The organism is Kitasatospora sp. NBC_01539 (assembly GCF_045040525.1).
In the GTDB taxonomy this organism is placed as follows: Bacteria; Actinomycetota; Actinomycetes; order Streptomycetales; family Streptomycetaceae; genus Kitasatospora.
Window position 1 is genome coordinate 4,156,439 of sequence record NZ_CP109390.1, and the last position, 18,570, is coordinate 4,175,008.

Here is an 18,570-nt window from a genome sequence, read left to right on the forward strand (position 1 = left end):
CACGTCACCTCCGCCGCTTCGGTTCTCTGGACACCTCATACCTGCATACGACTTGCCACCTCCCGGTGCGCAGGCTCCGGCTCCTTCCTCTCACGAATCCGCCGGCGCCGCTTTCGATCTCGGGGGGCACCGCGCCGGGGCGTCCGGTGCGCAGGCGGGGGTTCCTTCCGGTTCGGGCGGTTCCGGGTTCGAGTCCCGGCCGGTCCGTGCGCGAGCACGGCCGGTAGCTCAATCGGCAGAGCACCTGACTGTCACCTCCACCGGGGCCGGCCACCGCGCCGGCACGATCTCGGACGCCCCTGCGCGGCCTGCCTCCCCTCAGGGGGAACCACTGCCATGTCCCGTTTCAACGTCCGCCGTCCGAAGACCGCCCCGACCTCGCCCGTGACCACGACCGGGCCGCGCACCGCGAACCACGCGGGCGGCGCGGGCTTCCTGCGTGACGAGAAGTCCGAGCTGTTCCTGCTCGCCGTCGGCAACCTGGTCGGCCAGGACACCTTCTACGAGCGCGGCGGCGACCGCGACGACCGCTTCACCGCGCTCGTCCGCTCCCTCGCCGTGAGCGACCCGGAGTGGACCCTCGGCCTGCTGCGCTGGCTGCGGGACGGCGCCGCGATGCGCACGGCCTCGCTGGTCGGTGCCGCCGAGTTCACCCGCGCCCGGCTGGACGCCGGGGCCCCCGGCTTCTCCCGGCAGGCGGTCGCCGCGGTGCTGCAGCGCCCCGACGAGCCGGGCGAGCTGCTCGGTTACTGGACCTCGCGGTACGGCCGCGCGCTGCCGAAGCCGCTCAAGCGGGGTGTCGCGGACGCCGTGCAGCGGCTGTACACCGGCCGTGCGCTGCTCAAGTACGACACCGCGTCGAAGGGTTACCGCTTCGGTGACGTGCTGGAGCTGACGCACCCGTCGCCGCACGCCGAGAAGCCCTGGCAGGGGCCGCTGTTCCGGTACGCGCTGGACCGCCGGCACCACCCGGACGAGGCCGTGCCGCCGGCCGGCGACACCCTGCTCGCCGCCCACCGGGCGCTGCTGGCGCTGCCGGTGGAGGAGCGCCGTGCCGTGGTGACCGGCCCGGGCGGCGCCGAGCGGCTGGCGGCGGCCGGGATGACCTGGGAGGCGCTGGCCGGCTGGCTGCAGGGCCCGCTGGACGCGGCGGTCTGGGAGGCCGTCATCCCCTCGATGGGGCCGATGGCGCTGGTGCGCAACCTGCGCAACTTCGACCAGGCAGGTGTCGCGGACGGGGTCGCGGAGCAGGTCGCGCGGCGGATCGCCGACCCGGCCGAGGTGGCCCGCTCCCGGCAGTTCCCGTTCCGCTACCTCGCCGCGCACCGGCACGCCCCGTCGCTGCGGTGGGGCCACGCCCTGGAACAGGCGCTCGGGCACTCGCTGGCCAACGTGCCGGCGCTGCCCGGCCGCACCCTGGTGCTGGTCGACCGCTCCGGCTCGATGTTCGACCGGCCGAGCGCGCAGACCCAGCTCAACCGGGCCGACAGCGCCGCCGTGTTCGGCACCGCGCTCGCACTGCGGGCCGCCGGCGCCGACCTGGTCGAGTTCGGCTCCGCCAGCCGGACGATCCGGATCGGCCGGGCCGAGCCGGTGCTCGGTGTGCTGCAGCGCTTCTCCTCCCTCGGCGGCACCGAGACGGCGAAGGCCGTCGAGGCGCACTACCGCGGGCACGACCGCGTCGTCGTGGTCACCGACGAGCAGGCGCACGGCGGATGGGCGGGCAGGGATCCGCTCGCCGCGGTCCCGGCGCAGGTCCCGGTCTACACCTGGAACCTGGCCGGCTACCGGGCGGGCCACGCGCCCTCGGGCGGCGCCCACCGCCACACCTTCGGCGGCCTCACCGACGCCGCCTTCCGCCTGATCCCGCTGCTGGAGGCCGGCCGCGACGCCCACTGGCCGTGGGAGCAGGTCTAGGACGGCCTCCTCGACCGCCCCCGCCCGCCGTGGCACCATCGCAGCGGGCGGGGGCAGCGAACGGAGGGGCCGAAGTGCGGTACGACGTCGACGTCCTGGTGGTGGGGGGCGGCATCGTGGGGCTGTCCACGGCGTACGCGCTGACCCGGGCGCGGCCCGGCATCGCGGTGGCGGTGCTGGAGAAGGAGCCGGTCTTCGCCGCGCACCAGACCGGGCGCAACAGCGGGGTGATCCACAGCGGCGTGTACTACCGGCCGGGTTCCCTGAAGGCCCGGTACGCGACCGGCGGCGCCGCCGAGATGGTGGAGTTCTGCCGTGCGCAGGGCATCGCCCACGAGGTCACCGGCAAGCTGATCGTGGCCACCGCCGAGGCCGAACTGCCGCGGCTGGCGGTGCTCGCGGAGCGCGGCCGGGCGAACGGCATCCCGGTCGCCGAGCTCGACGCGGCGGGCATCGCCCGGTACGAGCCCGAGGTGCGCGGGGTGGCCGGGCTGCACGTCGGCACCACCGGCGTCTGCGACTTCCCGGCGGTCGCCCGGCGCTACGCGGAGCTCGCCGAGGCGAACGGTGCCGAGCTGCGTACGGGCACCGGGCTGCGGTCCGCCGCCCGCCGGGCGGACGGGGTGACGGTGCGGACGTCGGCGGGCGAACTGCGCTGCGGGGTGCTGGTGAACTGCGCCGGCCTGCACAGCGACCGGGTGGCGCGCGCGGTGGGCGACGATCCCGGGGTGCGGATCGTGCCGTTCCGCGGCGAGTACTACGAGCTGGCGGCGGACCGCCGGTCGCTGGTGCGCGGCCTGGTCTACCCGGTGCCGGACCCGGCGTTCCCGTTCCTGGGCGTGCACCTGACCCGGGGGGTGCACGGCGACGTGCACGTCGGGCCGAACGCCGTGCCCGCGCTGGCCCGCGAGGGCTACGGCTGGCGGACGGTCCGCCCGCGGGACGTGGCCGGCACGGCGGCCTTCCCGGGCACCTGGCGGATCCTGCGCCGGCACTGGCGGTACGAGGTCGGGGAGCTGCACCGCTCGCTGTCGAAGCGGGCGTTCACGGCGGCGGTGCGGCGTCTGCTGCCGGCCGTCACGGCGGCCGACCTGGTGCCGGCCGCCGCGGGTGTCCGCGCGCAGGCCGTCGCGCGGGACGGCACGCTGCTCGACGACTTCGCCTTCGCCGGCTTCGACCCGGACGACCCGGCGTCCGCCCGCCGGACCGTGCACGTGCTGAACGCCCCTTCACCGGCCGCGACGGCCTCGCTGCCGATCGGCCGGGAGGTGGCGCGGCGGGCTCTGGCGGCGCTGGAGGCGGGCGGTTGACGGCCGCCCGGGGACGAGGCCGGGACCCGCGCCCCGCCGGGGCACCGCGGGGCCCTCGTAGAATGGGGCGATTGTGACTGCCACCGCCCCCAGCCCCGAGCTGTCCCCGTCCGCCCGGCTCTCCGCGGCCCCTGCCGCGTACCCGGCGCCGATGTACCCGCACAAGGCCACCGAGGCCCAGCACCGGGAGCGGCGCATCCGCAGCTTCCAGCCGCGCCGCGGCCGGATGACCAACGCCCAGGCCGGCGCCCTGGACCGGCTGTGGGAGCGGTACGGCCTGGCGATCGACGGGAGCCCCCTCGACCTGCCGGCGCTGTTCGGCGACCTCCCGGTCACGCTGGAGATCGGCTTCGGCATGGGCGAGACGACGGCCGCGATGGCCGCCGCGGACCCTGCCACCGGCATCCTCGCCGCGGACGTGCACACGCCCGGCCACGGCAACCTGCTGCAGATGCTGGAGCAGGACGGCTCGCACAACGTCCGCCTGGCCGCCGGCGACGCGGTCATCCTGCTGCGCGACATGCTGCCGGACGCCTCGCTGGCGGGCATGCGCCTGTACTTCGCCGACCCGTGGCCCAAGCCGAAGCACCACAAGCGCCGCCTCCTGCAGCCGCACTTCCTGGAGCTGCTGCTGCCGAGGCTCGCGCCGGGCGCCCTGGTGCACTGCGCGACCGACTGGGAGCACTACGCGGAGCAGATGCTGGACGTCCTCTCGGCCGCGCCCGAGCTGGAGAACCTCCACCCGGAGGGGGACGGCAGCGGCTGGCTGGAGCCGGACGCGCGCCCGGCGGGCAGTGTGCCCGGCTACGCGCCGCGGCCGGACTGGCGCCCGCTGACGAAGTTCGAGCGCACCGGCATCGCCAAGGGCCACGTCGTGCACGACCTGCTGTTCCGGCGGCGCTGACCCGGGCCGCCGGAGCGGCCGGGAACGGACCGACGGCCCGTCACCTACGGTGATCGCCGGTCGACGGATCGTCCGGGGGGCTCCCCCCGCGGTGCACGTCTCACCTACGCTTTCGGCGTGAGCCGTCCCCCCAGCGGCATCCCGTCCCCCGGCGCCGCGGCGCACCCCGCCGCCGTGCCGCCCGCAGGCCTGCCCGCGCGCCTTCCTGCCCGCCTGGCGGCCCTCGCGGCCGGGGCGCGGGCGGGCCGCACCCGCACGCCGCCGTCCGGCGCCCTCCTGCGGGCCCTGCGCCGCGTACGGCGGCACCCGGCGGCCTCCGCCGTACCGGGGGGTCTGGCACTGGCCGGCAGCGGCGCACTGATCCTGCACCTGCTGCAGCGCCAGACCGGCACCACGGGCCTGCTGGTCGGCCTGGGGCTCGCCCTGCTGCCGCTGCCGTTCGTGCTGGGCTCGGTGGCCTGGCTCAACCAGGCCGCCCGGGTGCCGCTGCGGCACGCGCTGTTCTGCCTGGCCTGGGGGGCGTGCACGGCGACGACGGTCGCGATCCTCGCGAACGGCTGGGCCGGCGACTACCTCGCCGCCCACCACGGGACGGGCCGCGGCGAGGCGTTCGGCGCCGCGTTCGTCACCCCGCTCATCGAGGAGCTGTGCAAGGGCGGCGCACTGCTGGTGCTGCTCGTGCCCGTACGCCGCCGGCCGTCGTGCCGGACGGACCGCAGCTGCGCGCTGCTGGCAACGGGCGGCGCGGGGGCCGTGCCCCGCCCGCGCGACGGCCGGGAGGCGCCTGCCCTGGCCCGGCTCCGGCCGCACCTGCGGCCGCTGCCGTACTTCCGGCCGCCGGTGCGGCTGCCGCCGGGCGTGCCGCGGCACGCGCGGGCCCGTTCGAGCCCGCGCACCCTCGCCGCCGGCACCGTGCTGGGCGCCGTCACCGCCTGCGGCTTCGCCTTCACCGAGAACGCCCTCTACCTGGGCCGCGCCTTCACCGACGACCGGCGGGCGCGGCTGGACTCCCTCGGCCTCGGCGAGCCGCCCACGCTCCGCGACTTCGACACCACCGTGCACACCTTCGTGCTGCGCGTGCTGCTCTCGCCGTTCGCCCACCCTCTGTTCACCGCGCTCACCGGGCTCGGCATCGCGGTGGCGCTGACCAGTGGCCGCCGCCGCCTGGCCCGGCTCGCCGCCCCGGCGGGCCTGGCCGCGGCGGTCGCGCTGCATGGGGCGTGGAACGCCGCGGCGGAGCTCGGCACCGAGGGTTTCCTCCTGGTGTACGGGCTGGTCATGGTGCCCGCCTTCGCCCTGCTGGTGGCCTTCGCCGTGTGGGCCGGCACCCGCCCCGCGGGCCGGCCCGTCCCCCGCGCGCGGCCCGGCGGCCCGCCCTCCGGCGGGCCCCCCGGGTAACGGATTTCCCATCGGCGCGGCACTCCCGTAGGGTGGTGTTCACCGACGCGGGGTGGAGCAGCTCGGTAGCTCGCTGGGCTCATAACCCAGAGGTCGCAGGTTCAAATCCTGTCCCCGCTACTCAGTAGCACGAAGGCCCGGCAGATCCGTCTGCCGGGTCTTCGGCCTTTTTCATCGAAAATCCGTTGCCCCTCCGGCGGGTGCGTGCCTAAGGTGGCCGCACACTGAAAGGAGGTGATCCTGAATTGAGTTCCATCAGGATGCGTGAGGTGGCTGCTCGCTAGAGCCGCCCCTGCCTGTGGCAGTAGGAGGCCTGACGGCCTCCGGCGGCAGGCGCAGACCCAAGCAGTCACCCGGCCCGTGGGCTCACCGGTACATCCCCGGTGCCTCGCGCGTGCGGCCCCCAGGGGCGGCACGTCGAGGAGACAGCCCACGGGCCGTCTGCATGTCCGGGCCCGCTCCCACGCCGCCCCGTCCCACACCGCCCCGTCCCACGCCGCCCGTCGCGGGCCGCCGCCGGGCACGGCCTCGTCCGGCGACCTCCCGGAGTGATCGGGCGGTCCGCTACAGTCACTGCGGACCGTCGGACCGTGGGTGGGGAGTGGCTCGGTGGAGCTGGAGCACGGGGGACAGCCGGGACCGGCTGTGAGGTACGGACTGGCCGGGGTGGTCGGCGCAGGGCTGGTGGGGCTGGTGCTGCACGCGCTGGCGAGCGAACACGGTGTGCGGGCGCTCGGCGGAGGCCTGATCGTCGCGGCGACCTTCGCGGTCGGCGGCGGCCTGCTCGGCTTCCTGTTCGGCATCCCGAAACTTCTGACCAGCGGCGCGGCCGCGGACCCGGACGACCGGAGCGCGACCTCCACCGCGGGCTACGCCCCGAACACCAACCTTGAGCAGGTCTCCGACTGGCTCACCAAGATCCTCCTCGGCGCGGGCCTCACCCAGATCGGCTCCCTGCCGCACCGGCTGCGGCAGCTGGGCGACGCGCTCGCCCCCGCCGTCGGCGGCGGGTCGGGCGCTGCCGGGTTCGCCGCCTCGCTCGCCGTGTACTTCACGATCCTCGGCTTCCTGGCGGGCTGGCTGCTGACCCGGCTGCTGCTGGCCCGCGCCCTGTCGGCCGCCGACCGGCAGACGCTCGCCGACTCGGTGAACCAGACCGTGCTGGCGGCCGAGAGCCTCAACTTCAGCCCGCAGCAGGTGCGCGACCTCTTCGGCACCGGCGTGGAGGGCCTGCGGGTGCAGGCCCTCGCCCTGATCCAGGGCAAGCCGGACCCCGAGAACGTCGACCTGGTGGTGTCGGCGATCGACCGGCACCTGTCGCCGTTCGAGCTGCTGCAGGCGCTGATGGCCGCGCGGGCGATGGCGGCGCAGTCGTCGCTCTCCGCCGAGCAGCGGGCGGCGCTGCGGGCGGCGGTCGCCTACAAGGTCCGCAACACCCGGAACGTGCCGCCGTACTCGCGCCGGAAGTCGGTCGCGGACGAGATCCTGCGGGTGCTGCCGGCCGCGGCCGCGGAAACCGCCGAGCCCGTCGGGCCCGTCGAGCCCAAGGCCGGACCTGCCGGACCTCAGGCCGCCGGGACGGCGGAGACGCCCACCGGGCCGGTCGTCCCGGCCCAGGTGCAGGCGCCGGACACCACCACCACGTCCTGAGGTCCGGGGCCGCACCGGTCCCCCGTCACGACAGCGCCCCCGTCACGACAGCGCCCTCGTCACGGGCGGCGGAGGCCCGCCCGGCTGCGTACGGCCCGCAGGCGGAGGATCCGCCGGGGGCGCCCTGCCGCCCGGTGCACCTCGATCTCGCTGGCCACGCCGTGCCGTCCGAGTTCGGCCCGCAGGGCGTCCAGCTGCGGGCAGCGGCGGCCTGCGCCGTCGTGCAGCGGGTGCACCCGCACCTCGCCGGCCGGGTCGGTGACCCGGACGAGTTCCAGCAGGGCGTCGAGCCGGCCCTCCGCGGTGAAGTGCTCCGGGTGCGCGAAGAGCAGGTACGAGCTGAGCGTGAGGGCGAACACCCCGTCGGCGAACGGCAGCTGCGGCAGGGCGGCGGCGACGTACCGCTCCGGGTGGGCGGTGCGGTCGGCGGCGAAGAGCGCCCGGGCCCGGTCCCAGCTGCGCAGGTACTTCTCGGGGCGCAGCTGCGGGCGGGCCGGGTAGAGCCGCGGGCTGGTGCGCATCGCCTCGGCCATGACGTCGCGGCCGGTGCGGGCGAGGGCCAGCAGGTCGGACGGCGGCAGCGCGTAGAGGGGGTCGGCGGCGACGACCTCGCAGCCCAGGGCGCGGGCCTCGGCGGCGAGCGCGGCGGCGCCGCCCGGGCAGTCCAGCACGGGGCCGGGCAGGCTGCGCAGGGCGGCGCGGGTGAGACCGAAGAAGCCGCAGTACTCGTCGAGGGGTCTGGACGTCACCAGCACGGCGGGCTCCCTCGGCGGGCGGCGGGGGTACCGGCCCATCGGACCACGGGCCGCGGGGGTGCGCATCCGCGGCCCGGCCCGGGGTTCAGCGGGCGGCGAGGAGGCCGCGGGCGGCGGCCCGCTGCACCGCGGTCAGTCCGCGGACCAGCACCGGGGTGAGCAGGACCAGCAGCAGTCCCACGGCGGAGAGGGCCGCGATCTGGGCGGGCGAGGTGACGTAGTACCGGTGGTGGCCGCTGCCGTCGGTGAAGTCGTAGAGCTGGTAGCCCGGCCAGTCGGTGTAGCGGGCGAAGACCCAGTGGTAGAGCGGGTAGAGGGCGACCACCCAGCCGGTGACCAGGAAGGTCAGGGTGACGACGAAGGTGAGCACCGCCCACGGGAACATGAGCACGTGGTGCAGGGCGGCGCGCCAGCCGGCGCCGTCCGCGAGGCGGGCGGTGATCCCGCCCCACACCCCCGGCCGGGTCGGCCGGACGGGCTCCGGAGCGGCGAGCGGGGTGCCCAGCAGGACGCGGACGCGGTGGAGCTCGAAGGCGCCGAGGCCGCGCGCGACGATCGTCAGCAGGGCGAGGAGCGGCAGCCCGGTGACGGTGGGCAGCAGGCCGGTGCCGACGGAGAAGAGCGTCACCGTGAGGACGAACCCGGCGATCGCGAGCGGCAGCGAGCTGAGCGCGAAGCCGATCTCACGGTAGGTGGCGGCGGAGAACGGTGCCCGCAGGAAGCCGGGCCGGCGCGGGGTGCCCGTCGGGTCGGCGGCGTGGACGGGCACGGGCCGGGCTGCGGCCGGCAGTGGCTGGGCGGTCATGGCGGGGTCCCCTCGGTGGTGTCGCGGTGTGACGACGTCCACGGTGCCGGAACGGGCGGCGGGGGGTAATCCGGCCTGCTGCCGGGTCCGGGGTGGGGCTCTCCCTACCCCCGTGCTGCGGACGGCCGCACCCGCTCGTCCCCCACCCGTCCCCTAAGACCGACCGGCGGTCTCCGGGTCGCCGAACACCGGGTGGAGGGCGGCGACGTCGTCCGGGGCGGGGGCGGAACCCGCGGACGGCGAGGCGGGGGCCCTCCGGGTGCACCGTGCGGACAGGGGCCGAGGTCATGGCGGCCGACCCTGCCCCGAGGGCGGCCGACAGGGCGGCCGGGCCGCGCGGCACGGGGCGCACCGGCTACCGTACGGGGCGTGGACGACGAAGACCTGCAGCTCATCCCCCGTACCCGCACCGAGGAGCTGCTCGCCTGGGCGGAGGCCGAGGGCCTGCCCCCGGTGCCGGAGGAGGCCGTACGGGCGGTGCTGACGCTGCTCGAACTGGGCGGCGCGCCGCTGCACGACGGCTGGCCCGAGCTGGGGTCGGCGGTGGTGGAGCAGTTGCTGCACGAGCGGCTCCACCTGTACGTGCAGCCCTGGGCGGAGCCGGAGGCGTACGGGGCGGCGGTGCGGCTGCTGATCGACCGTCAGCGGGCGGCGCGGCGGCTCAACGCGAAGCGGTGGGAGCGCCTGCACGCGGAGGCGGAGTGGCAGGGCGAGCTGCTGGGCACGCTGCTGCGCCGGCCGCAGCTGCTCACCTGGCCGCGGCTGTACACCCTGCTGCTGCAGGCCGACGGGGTGGAGACCGGCGACATCGACGCGGTGCGGGACTGGCTGGACGCGTTCCGCGCGCTGGAGCCGGAGGAGCGCGTCGCGGCGTACGCGGCACTGGTGGACGCCGGCACGCTGGACGCCATGGAGGACGCGGACGGCGGGCTCGGCTGGGGGCCGGCGCACCTGCTGGCGATCGGCATGGCCACGGACGGCGCGCGGCGGCTGCTGGAGTACGGGCTGATGCGGCGCAGCTACCGCAATCTGGCCGGGCTGACCGCGCTGGGCGAGCCGATGCCGCACGAGCTGTCGGGCGGGTTCGAGGAGTTCGAGCAGGTGGCGGAGGACGGCGCGCTGTGGCTGTGCGGCGACTGGACGCTGCCGGGCCTGCCGGAGTTGCTGCTGTGGGAGTACCCGGACCTGGCGCCGGAGCCGGGCACGGCCGAGCTGCAGGCCTATGCGGACGCCGCCCGGGACGAGCCGGGCGGCGTCTAGGCGGGGGCCGTTACGGCTGGACGCCGTGCGAGCGGAGCCAGCCGAGCGGGTCGATCGGTGCGCCGCCGCCGGGCCGTACCTCCAGGTGGAGCCTGGCGGTGGTGACGGTGCCGGTGGCGCCGACCGCGCCGAGGACGGCGCCGCGCTGGGCCTGGCCGCCGGTGGCGGCAAGGCGGGAGAGGTGGCAGTACCAGATCTCGGTGCCGTCGGGCAGGGTCTGGACGACGCGGTAGCCGTACGAGCCGGCCCAGCCGGCGGAGGTGACGGTGCCGGCCGCGACGGCGGTGACCGGGGTGCCTGCGGGCGCCTCGAAGTCGAGGCCGGTGTACAGGTGGGCCCAGGTGCTGGACTGGCCGTACGAGGTGCCGAGGGTGTAGCCGGTGGTGGGCAGCGCGAGCGCGGCGTCGTCGACGGCGGCCTGGGCGGCGCGGCGGGCCTCGGCCTCCTGTGCGGCGGCGAGCCGGGCGGCCTCGTCGGCGGCGGTGCGACGGGTGTCGGCCTGCTGCTGGATGCGGGCGGCGAGGGCGAGACCGGGGTCGGCGGCGGGGTCGGCGTCGGCCGCCTCGTCGGGCGCGGACACGGCGGGTTCGGCCGCGGCGGCGGGGCCTGCGGCGGCGGCGGTCAGGCCGGCGGCGCCGAAGGTGGCGGCCATGGTGGCCGTGACGCCGAACAGCGGGCTTGCACCCCTGGTCTGACGGGGCATCCGGTGGCGGGCCTGGTCGGCCTGCTCACGCGGGTGGTCGAGGAGCTGGGTGGCTGCGGCGGTGGGCTCCGCCGAGTGCGTCGACGCCACGGAGGCGCACTCCTTTCCTTCCCTCTCGCCGACCGGGTTAGCTGACGGGTTCGGAGCAGGAAGGTCTCCTACGGCTGGGCCTGGGCCCGGCCGATTCACCCCACGGAAAGTGGTTCCCCGGCTCCCGGGCCCACCGATGAAGGCAGACCGCGGGATTGAGCGACACGCGCACGGTGCCGAGTCGGTACGGCGTTGCCGACCGCGCTGCGTTATCAAACGTTAATGCTATGCCTGCCTTGATTCCAAGCGCCTGAGCCGGTTGATTCGTTCGGTCTACGCGAGGAATGGGCGATTTACGATGGTTTGTCGGAGAGGCGGTCACGGAGGGTGAACGAGCTGCGAAGCTGAGTACCCGTACTCATGCCGGTCGGACCCGCCTCCGGGACGCTGCCGTCATGAGCGCACCGATCCAGTCCCGCACCACGGCCGCCTACTACGCGCAGGCCGTCCTCTCGTTCGCCCTCGCGACGGCCGCCCTCGCGATCGGGATCGCCTACCTGCCGGTCGACGCGTGGATGCGCGCCTTCCTGGCCGTCGCCCTGCTGTACGTGATCACCTCGGCGTTCACGCTGGCGAAGGTCGTCCGCGACCGCCAGGACGCCGGCGCGATCACCTCCCGGGTCGACCAGGCCCGGCTCGACCGGCTGCTGGCCGAGCACGACCCGTTCAAGGTCGACGGCATCTGAGCCGGCGGGCACCCCGCCGGGCCGGCGCTCAGCCGGTGGCGCCGGTGGCTCCGCCGGGGCCGGCGGCCGCCCGGGCCCGGGCGGCGAGGGTCTCGCCGCCGATCGCCCAGTTCTCGGCGGGCACCTCCTCGATGGCCACCCAGACCTTGTCCGGGGCCAGGCCGGTGGCCCGGGCGTAGGCCTCGGTGAGGGCGCGGGCGATCTCGGCGCGCTGCTCCTCGGTGCGGCCGGCCAGCTGCTTGACGGTGATGAAGGGCACGGGGCCTCCCGGTTCGGTGGTGCGGCCGGTGCCGCCCGGTGGGCGGCGGACCACCGGCCGGGCGCACGGTACCGCAGGGCCCGCCGGAACCCCGCGGACGGGCCGCCCGGACACCCGCGCGGGCCGGGCCGTGACCCCCTGCCGTGCCGCGCGTTGTGCAGGGTATGAAGAAGCGCAGCATGCTCGCCTTTGCCTCCCTCGCCGTCGGCGTCGTCGCCTCGCTGACCGCACCCAGCGCCCACGCGGACGGGCAGCAGCACCGCATCGGCGACGCCAGGGCCGTGACCGGCAGCGAACTGCCCGACAGCGGCGCCGACGACCGGGCGGACGGCGACGCCGACCTCGTCTGACCCCCTCCCGCGGGCGCCCACGCCCGCCCCGGGGCCCGCACGGCCCCCACAGCACCGAGGCCCGCGCCGCCGCGCGGGCCTCGGTGCTTTCCGGCGTCCGGGGCGCCCTGCCGGCCGGGGCGAGGGTTGACGCCGGGCCGGTCGCCGACGGAGGGTGCAGGGAGCCCCGCCCGCACCGCGCACCTGGACCGCCGCATGGAAACGCTCACCGACCGACTCCGCAGCAACCTCACCGGTCAGCCGCTGCTGGCGACCCTCGGCGTCGAGATCGTCGAGCTGGCCCGCGGCCGGGTGGTGCTCGACCTGCCCGTCCGCCCCGAGGTGACCCAGCAGAACGGATTCGTCCACGCGGGCGCGATCTCCACCCTGGCGGACGCCGCGGCGGGCGCGGCCGCGCTCTCCCTGATGCCCGAGGGCAAGGACGTGCTGAGCGTCGAGTTCAAGCTCAACCTGCTCAGTCCCGGTGTCGGCGAGCGGCTGCGGGCGACCGGCACCGTCGTGCGCAGCGGACGGACCATCACCGTCGTGGGGGCCGAGATACGGTCGGTCACCGCCGGGGTTCCGGGCAAGGAGGTCGCGCTGCTGCAGGGCACGATGATCGCGGTCGACTCCGCTCCGTGACGGCGGGCCGGACGATCCGGGCGATCGGTACCGATTCGGGTGGGTTCCGAGACCGTCCCGTCTCCGAAACGCGACAAGAATTGCAGTCCTGCGGGGTAGGTGTCGCAGGGACGACACGAGCGCGGTCCGCCTCCGGCGGCATCCGGCAGGAACACGAAGGACGTGGAGAGATGACGCAGACGGCCCGGACGGCTCCACCCGCCACCGGATTCATCCCGGGACAGCGCCCGCCGACCGAGCCTCCGTCCGCCGGGTCCGGGGCGGTCCGGGCCGACGGTGTCGGCGCGACGCTCCGCCGGGCCTTCGCGGTGGCCCGCGGGCTGCGCGGGCTGCGGCCGGTGGCGGCGCGGTCTCCGGAGCCGTACGGCGAGGTCGACGGCCAGTGAGGGCGGCCCGCGGCCGGTGACCTCCGGGCGGACCGGCGGGTTCCGGTGCAGGTGGGAGGGGTCGTCCGGCTCCGGGACGGGGTGGTTGACCCGGCGTCGGAGTGACGGTCCGCCACCTGTCGGACAGGGTCCGTTGACGCGTGCAGCTCACCAATCCTGCGATCTGTTCACACTCTCGTAGGATCATCCTCTTAGAATTCGCCGCGTGACGATGACTCAGTGGTGCGCGGCGGCAGCCGTTGTCCTCGCCGTCCTCGCGGCGCTCACCGCCGCGCGCTACCGGGCCGTCGGGCTCACACTGCGCCGACGCCAGGCGCAGCAGCAGGACGAACTCGAAACCCTGCGCGGACAGCTGGCGTCCGAACTCGCCCGCAGCAGCGCCGAGCACGCCGCCGCCCGGCAGGAACAGGACGTCACCGCCGCCACCCAGCGCGCCTTCCTCAGCGTGGCGCGCCGCATCCTCGTCATGGCCCACGACCAGCAGGCCGGCCTCGACGAGATGGAACGCACCCACGACGACCCGGCCCTGCTCGAAGGCCTCCTCAAGGCCGACCACGCCGCCGCCCAGCAGGCCCGCCTCGCCCAGACCCTCGCGGTGCTCTGCGGCGCCCGCGCCGGACGCAACTGGCCCGAGCCCGTCTCCCTGGAGGACGTGGTGCGCGGCGCGCAGTCCCGCATCCTCCCGTTCCAGCGGGTCGTGGTGCGCAGCCGGCTGGAGACCGCGGTGATCGGCGCCGCCGCCGAGGCCCTCATCCACGCCGTCGCGGAGCTCCTCGACAACGCCACCCGCTACTCCCCGCCCAGCACCCAGGTCTTCGTCACCCTGCTCCCCGTGCACAACGGCGCCGTCGTCGAGATCGACGACGCCGGCGTCGGCATGCCCGAACAGGCCGTCGAGAAGGCCGCCGCGGCCCTCGCCGGAGGCGGCGGGCTGGAGGTGTCCCGGCTCGGCGAGGTGCCGCAGCTGGGCCTCGCCGCGGTCGGCCGGCTCGCCGAGCAGTACGGCTTCCGGGTCACGCTCAGCTCCGCCCCCTCGCCGTACGGCGGCGTGCGGATCGTCGTCCTGCTGCCCAGCGCCCTCCTCACCGACCCGCTGCCCGAGATGGGCGGCCCGGGCGCCCCGGACCCGTACGCCGCGGCCCGGCCGTCCGCGGACCGTCCGCGCGCCCACCGGCCGCTGCCCGGCGACACGGCCGCCGACCGCGCCGGCACCCGGCCGGACACCGTGGCCGCGGGCACCGCGGCAGCCGACGCGGCCGACGCGGACGAGGCCGCCACCACCGCACCGGACGGCGCCCTGCCGCGCCGGTCCAACCGCCGGAACGCCGCCCCCGCGGCCCCCCGGCCGGACACCGTGTCCGCCGCCGCCCCCGAGCCGCCGCGCTCGGCGCGGGAGGCACAGGCGTTCATGGCGCTCTTCCAGGCCGGCACCGCGAGCGGACGGTCGGCCGCCCCGCACCACCAGCCCCCCGGCACACCGGCCGAGCCCCCCACCGGGCCGGCCGGCACGCTCCCCGCCTCCCCCCAACAGCCCCTGCGGGCAGGAGACCCCAATGACCACCAGCAACCCTGACCTCGGCTGGCTCCTCAAGGACATCGCCACCGTGCCCGAGGTGCGGCACGCCGTCGTGGTGTCCAACGACGGCCTGGAGATCGGCCGCAGCTCCGACATCGGCCGCGACGACGCCGAACGGCTCGCGGCCGCCTGCTCCGGCCTGCAGTCGCTCGCCCGCGGCGTGGCCCAGGGCTTCGGCGGGCACACCAGCACCACCCGGCAGATCGTCGTCGAGTACGGCGGCGGCTACCTGTTCATCGTCGCCGCCGGTGCCGGCACGCACCTCGCCGTCATCACCGGCGAGGCCGTCGACGCGGGCCTCGTCGCCTACCAGATGCAGGTGCTGGTCGAGCGGATCGGCGCCCACCTGACGAGCCCGCCCCGGGTGGAGCAGCCGGCCGGGGACGTGCGATGAGCGGCCCCGTCCGGCCGTACGTCATCACCGGCGGCCGGAGCCGGCCCAGCCGCAACGTGCTCGCCCTGGAGAGCCTGGTCTCCACCGTGCCCGGCGCCGACACCGCCGGCGCCGAACTCAACCGCGAGCACCGGCGCATCCTCGCGCTCTGCGGCCGACTGCTGGCCGTCGCCGAGATCTCCGCGCACCTGCACCTGCCGCTCAGCGTCGTGAAGGTGCTGGTCGGCGACCTCTGGGACCTCGGCGCCGTGCACGTCCTGCCCCCGGCGACCGCCGTCCACCGGTCGCCGGACGTCCCGCGGGCCGAGCGCCTGCCCACCGCACTCCTCGAGGAGGTGCTCGTTGGCCTCCGTCAACTCCGCTGAGCCGTCGTACCTGCCCGCCACCGTGCAGGGCGCCGTCAAGGTGCTGGTCACCGGCCCGTTCGGGGTCGGCAAGACCACCCTCGTCGGCTCGCTCAGCGAGATCGCCCCGCTGCGCACCGAGGAGACCATGACGGCGGCGGGCGCCAGCATCGACGACCTCACCGGCCGCGCGGGCAAGACCACGACGACCGTCGCCCTCGACTTCGGCCGGATCACGCTCAACCCGAAGCTCGCGCTCTACCTCTTCGGCACGCCGGGGCAGCAGCGGTTCTGGCCGCTGTGGGAGGACCTGTCCCGCGGGGCGCTCGGCGCCCTCGCCATCGTCGACAGCCGCCGGATCGACGAGAGCTTCGACGTGCTCGGGCAGTTGGAGGAGCAGGGCATCCCGTTCGCGGTGGTCGTCAACCTCTTCCCCGACTCCCCGCAGCACCCCGAGGACGAGCTGCGCACCGCGCTCGACCTGCTGCCCGGCGTGCCGATCCTGCACTGCGACGTCCGTGACCGGCAGGCCGCGTACGACGTGCTGATCGACTTCGTCGCCCACCTGCACTCCACGTCCGTCCTGGAGCTCCAGACATGACCACGCCCCTGCCCGACGCCGGTACGACCCCGCCGCCCGGCTGCCCGATGCACCGGGGCGCGGCGGCGCCGCTCTTCGGACCCGCCGTCGCCGACGACCCGCACGGGCTGTACGCCCGGCTCCGCGCGGAGCACGGGCCGGTCGCCCCGATCGAACTCGAACCCGGCGTCGAGGCCTGGCTCGTGCTCGGCTACCCGGAACTGCTCGAACTCACCCGCAACGAGCAGCTGTTCTCCAAGGACTCGCGGCGCTGGCGGGTGCCGAAGGAGGGCCGGCTCGCCGCCGACTCCCGGCTGCTGCCGATGACCTCCTGGCGGCCCACCCTGCTCAACCTGGACGGCGCCGAGCACCAGCGGCTGCGCGCCGCCGTGGCGGACACCCTGGCCCGGATCGACCACCGGCAGCTGCGCGCCACCACGGAGGCCGCCGCCGACGCGCTGATCGACAGCTGGGGGCCGGACGGCACCGCCGACCTCATCGCGCAGTACGCCCGGCGGCTGCCGCTGCTCGTCTTCACCCAGCTGCTCGGCCTGCCCGCCGAGGCCGGGCCCCATCTCATCGAGCTGATCAGCCACTTCGTCGACAGCAGCGAGAAGTCCGTCCGGGCGAACGCGGAGTTCCAGGCGATCCTGGTCGACCTCGTGCGCAGCCGCCGGGAGGAGCCCGGCGCCGACCTGACCTCGTGGCTGCTCGCGCACGACGCGGGTTTGAGCGACGAGGAGGCGGTGCACCATCTCGTGGTGATCCTCGTCGCCGGCAACGAGACGACCATCAACTGGACGGGCAACACCCTGCGGCTGCTGCTGACCGACCGGCGCTTCCGCAACACGCTGGCGGGTGGCCGGCTCAGCGTCTCCGACGCGCTCGACGAGGTGCTGTGGCGCGACCCGCCCACACAGAACTTCCCCGGCCGGTGGGCGACGGGCGACACCGTGCTCGGCGGCCAGTACATCACCGCCGGCGACATGCTGGTGCTCGGCCTGGCCGGCGCCAACGCCGACCCCTCCGTACACGGGCCGGACGGCATCGGCGGCAACCGCGCACACCTCGCGTGGGGCGCCGGGCGGCACGTCTGCCCGGCCCAGCACCCGGCCCGGCTGATCGTCGAGACGGCGGTCGAGACCCTGCTGCACCGACTGCCCGACCTCCAGCTCGCCGTGCCGGCCCCCGAGTTGGCGTGGCGTCCGTCTCCGTGGTCGCGTGCCCTGGTCGATCTGCCGGTGCTGTACAGCGCGTTCACCCCGCCCCGCCCCACCGCCCCGCACGAAAGGCCGACATGGACACCGCCGCCCGTCCTGCCCCCGTCATCCTCGACCCCTTCGGCCGCGACCAGCACGGGGAGAACGCGCGGCTCCGCGAGGCCGGCCCTGCGGTCCTGGTGGAACTCCCTGGCGGGGTGGTGGTCTGGGCGATAACCCACCACGACACCCTGCAGGAGCTGCTGGCCGACCCGCGGGTCGGCAAGAACCCGCAGCTCTGGGAGACGTTCCGGGAGGGCCGGCTGCCCGAGGGCTGGCCGCTGATCAACTTCGTGACGGTGCCCGGCATGATCACGGTGGACGGCGCCGACCACCGGCGGCTGCGCGCCCTCGTCACGCAGGCGTTCACCCCGCGCCGGATCGCCGAGCTCGCCCCCGCGATCCAGGCCCGCACCGCCCGCCTCCTCGACGGTCTCGCCCTGCTGGAGGGCGAGTTCGACCTGCGTGAGCACTTCGCGTACCCGCTGCCGATGCAGGTCATCGGCGAGCTCCTCGGCCTGGAGGCCGCCCAGCAGGACGAGTTGCACGCGCTCTCCGACACGCTCGTCAGCAGCTCGGCCACCCCGGAGGCCGCGGTCGCCGCGCAGCAGGGGCTGTTCGCCCTGCTCGGCTCGGTGATCGCCGCGAAGCGGGAGCGTCCCGGTGACGATCTCACCACCGACCTCATCGCCGCCCGTGAGGCCGACGACCGGCTCACCGAGCAGGAGCTGGTCGGCACGCTGCTGCTGATGCTCGTCGCCGGCCACGAGACCACGCTCAACCTGATCACCAACGCGGTGCGCGCGCTGCTCGCCCACCCGGAGCAGCTGGAGCTCGTCCGGGACGGCAGGGCGACCTGGTCGGCGGTGGTCGAGGAGACCCTGCGGTACGACTCGCCCGTCGGGCAGTTCCCGCTGCGCTACGCCGTCGAGGACATCGCGGTCGGCGACGTGGTGATCCGCCGCGGCGAGGCCCTGCTCGCCTCGTACGCCTCCGCCGGGCGGGACACCGGGCACTTCGCGGACGCGGACCGCTTCGACGTCACCCGGCACGCGGGCCGGCACCTGTCGTTCGGCCACGGCCCGCACTTCTGCCTCGGCGCGGGACTGGCCCGGATGGAGGCGGAGACCGCGCTGAGCGGCCTGTTCGGCCGCTACCCGACCCTGGCCGCCGCGGACGGGCCCGCCCCGGAGCCGATCGCCTCGTTCATCTCCAACAGCGTGCGGACGCTGCCGGTGCGGATCGCCTGACCGCTCCCGGCCACGGCCCGGCGGCGCGTTCGGCCACCGGGCCGGGCCGGGCCGCCGGGCCGCCGGTCGATCA

At 75.7% G+C, this 18,570-nt stretch carries 20 protein-coding genes, 1 tRNA gene and 1 riboswitch; of the genes, 17 read left to right on the forward strand and 4 right to left on the reverse strand.

Annotation, left to right across the window (positions count from 1 at the left end; all coding sequences use genetic code 11):
• The first annotated feature begins 336 nt into the window (after positions 1 to 336).
• The 6 genes from OG335_RS17765 (at position 337) to OG335_RS17790 (ending at position 7,179) form a co-directional block, all read left to right on the forward strand.
• Entirely contained in the window at positions 337 to 1,917 is a 1,581-nt protein-coding gene (locus OG335_RS17765; RefSeq protein WP_405012093.1) for a TROVE domain-containing protein, read from the forward strand.
• A gap of 74 nt (positions 1,918 to 1,991) precedes the next feature.
• Complete coding sequence (gene lhgO, locus OG335_RS17770; RefSeq protein WP_405012094.1) at positions 1,992 to 3,227, forward strand: L-2-hydroxyglutarate oxidase; 1,236 nt, start codon at positions 1,992 to 1,994, stop codon at positions 3,225 to 3,227.
• A 73-nt stretch (positions 3,228 to 3,300) separates the two neighbouring features.
• Positions 3,301 to 4,131, forward strand: coding sequence for a tRNA (guanosine(46)-N7)-methyltransferase TrmB (gene trmB / locus OG335_RS17775; protein WP_405012095.1), 831 nt, complete (start codon positions 3,301 to 3,303; stop codon positions 4,129 to 4,131).
• Positions 4,132 to 4,248: 117 nt separating this feature from the next.
• Positions 4,249 to 5,529: a PrsW family intramembrane metalloprotease gene (locus OG335_RS17780; RefSeq protein ID WP_405012096.1), complete on the forward strand. Its 1,281-nt coding sequence runs from the start codon at positions 4,249 to 4,251 to the stop codon at positions 5,527 to 5,529.
• Between the two features lie 46 nt (positions 5,530 to 5,575).
• Positions 5,576 to 5,649, forward strand: a tRNA-Met gene (locus OG335_RS17785).
• Between the two features lie 525 nt (positions 5,650 to 6,174).
• A complete protein-coding gene (locus OG335_RS17790) occupies positions 6,175 to 7,179 on the forward strand; it encodes a hypothetical protein (RefSeq protein WP_405012097.1) in 1,005 nt (334 codons plus the stop codon).
• Positions 7,180 to 7,238: 59 nt separating this feature from the next.
• Here OG335_RS17790 and OG335_RS17795 read toward each other — a convergent pair whose 3' ends face one another.
• Both OG335_RS17795 and OG335_RS17800 read right to left on the reverse strand, forming a co-directional pair.
• Positions 7,239 to 7,928, reverse strand: coding sequence for a hypothetical protein (locus OG335_RS17795; protein WP_405012098.1), 690 nt, complete (start codon positions 7,926 to 7,928; stop codon positions 7,239 to 7,241).
• Between the two features lie 91 nt (positions 7,929 to 8,019).
• On the reverse strand, positions 8,020 to 8,739 hold the full coding sequence (locus OG335_RS17800; RefSeq protein WP_405012099.1) for a sensor domain-containing protein: 720 nt from the start codon (positions 8,737 to 8,739) through the stop codon (positions 8,020 to 8,022).
• A gap of 369 nt (positions 8,740 to 9,108) precedes the next feature.
• Here OG335_RS17800 and OG335_RS17805 point away from each other — a divergent pair, with 369 nt between their 5' ends.
• On the forward strand, positions 9,109 to 9,999 hold the full coding sequence (locus OG335_RS17805) for a hypothetical protein (protein ID WP_405012100.1): 891 nt from the start codon (positions 9,109 to 9,111) through the stop codon (positions 9,997 to 9,999).
• Positions 10,000 to 10,009: 10 nt separating this feature from the next.
• Here the strand turns inward: OG335_RS17805 and OG335_RS17810 are convergent, their stop codons facing one another.
• On the reverse strand, positions 10,010 to 10,792 hold the full coding sequence (locus tag OG335_RS17810) for a M23 family metallopeptidase (RefSeq protein ID WP_405012101.1): 783 nt from the start codon (positions 10,790 to 10,792) through the stop codon (positions 10,010 to 10,012).
• An 11-nt stretch (positions 10,793 to 10,803) separates the two neighbouring features.
• A riboswitch (cyclic di-AMP (ydaO/yuaA leader) is annotated at positions 10,804 to 10,964 on the reverse strand.
• A 223-nt stretch (positions 10,965 to 11,187) separates the two neighbouring features.
• Here OG335_RS17810 and OG335_RS17815 point away from each other — a divergent pair.
• Positions 11,188 to 11,478 carry a YiaA/YiaB family inner membrane protein gene (locus OG335_RS17815; RefSeq protein WP_405012102.1) on the forward strand — a complete coding sequence of 97 codons (291 nt, stop codon included), beginning with the start codon at positions 11,188 to 11,190 and terminating at the stop codon, positions 11,476 to 11,478.
• Between the two features lie 28 nt (positions 11,479 to 11,506).
• Here OG335_RS17815 and OG335_RS17820 read toward each other — a convergent pair whose 3' ends face one another.
• A complete protein-coding gene (locus OG335_RS17820) occupies positions 11,507 to 11,737 on the reverse strand; it encodes a 4-oxalocrotonate tautomerase family protein (protein WP_405012103.1) in 231 nt (76 codons plus the stop codon).
• Positions 11,738 to 11,916: 179 nt separating this feature from the next.
• On the opposite strand from OG335_RS17820, the gene OG335_RS17825 reads away from it, so the two are divergent.
• The 9 genes from OG335_RS17825 (at position 11,917) to OG335_RS17865 (ending at position 18,497) form a co-directional block, all read left to right on the forward strand.
• The gene (locus OG335_RS17825; protein WP_405012104.1) at positions 11,917 to 12,087 is read left to right on the forward strand and encodes a hypothetical protein; all 171 of its coding nucleotides are present in this window, start codon (positions 11,917 to 11,919) and stop codon (positions 12,085 to 12,087) included.
• 195 nt (positions 12,088 to 12,282) lie between these two features.
• Entirely contained in the window at positions 12,283 to 12,708 is a 426-nt protein-coding gene (locus OG335_RS17830; protein ID WP_405012105.1) for a PaaI family thioesterase, read from the forward strand.
• Between the two features lie 170 nt (positions 12,709 to 12,878).
• On the forward strand, positions 12,879 to 13,094 hold the full coding sequence (locus tag OG335_RS17835) for a hypothetical protein (protein ID WP_405012106.1): 216 nt from the start codon (positions 12,879 to 12,881) through the stop codon (positions 13,092 to 13,094).
• A 211-nt stretch (positions 13,095 to 13,305) separates the two neighbouring features.
• Positions 13,306 to 14,667: an ATP-binding protein gene (locus tag OG335_RS17840; RefSeq protein ID WP_405015440.1), complete on the forward strand. Its 1,362-nt coding sequence runs from the start codon at positions 13,306 to 13,308 to the stop codon at positions 14,665 to 14,667.
• Entirely contained in the window at positions 14,648 to 15,064 is a 417-nt protein-coding gene (locus OG335_RS17845; protein ID WP_405012107.1) for a roadblock/LC7 domain-containing protein, read from the forward strand. The genes OG335_RS17840 and OG335_RS17845 overlap by 20 nt, the downstream gene beginning before the upstream one ends.
• Positions 15,061 to 15,429 carry a DUF742 domain-containing protein gene (locus OG335_RS17850; RefSeq protein ID WP_405012108.1) on the forward strand — a complete coding sequence of 123 codons (369 nt, stop codon included), beginning with the start codon at positions 15,061 to 15,063 and terminating at the stop codon, positions 15,427 to 15,429. Before OG335_RS17845 ends, OG335_RS17850 begins: the two co-directional genes overlap by 4 nt.
• On the forward strand, positions 15,407 to 16,009 hold the full coding sequence (locus OG335_RS17855) for a GTP-binding protein (protein ID WP_405012109.1): 603 nt from the start codon (positions 15,407 to 15,409) through the stop codon (positions 16,007 to 16,009). Before OG335_RS17850 ends, OG335_RS17855 begins: the two co-directional genes overlap by 23 nt.
• A complete protein-coding gene (locus OG335_RS17860; RefSeq protein ID WP_405012110.1) occupies positions 16,006 to 17,424 on the forward strand; it encodes a cytochrome P450 in 1,419 nt (472 codons plus the stop codon). The genes OG335_RS17855 and OG335_RS17860 overlap by 4 nt, the downstream gene beginning before the upstream one ends.
• The gene (locus OG335_RS17865) at positions 17,388 to 18,497 is read left to right on the forward strand and encodes a cytochrome P450 (protein ID WP_405012111.1); all 1,110 of its coding nucleotides are present in this window, start codon (positions 17,388 to 17,390) and stop codon (positions 18,495 to 18,497) included. The genes OG335_RS17860 and OG335_RS17865 overlap by 37 nt, the downstream gene beginning before the upstream one ends.
• Positions 18,498 to 18,570 lie beyond the last annotated feature (73 nt).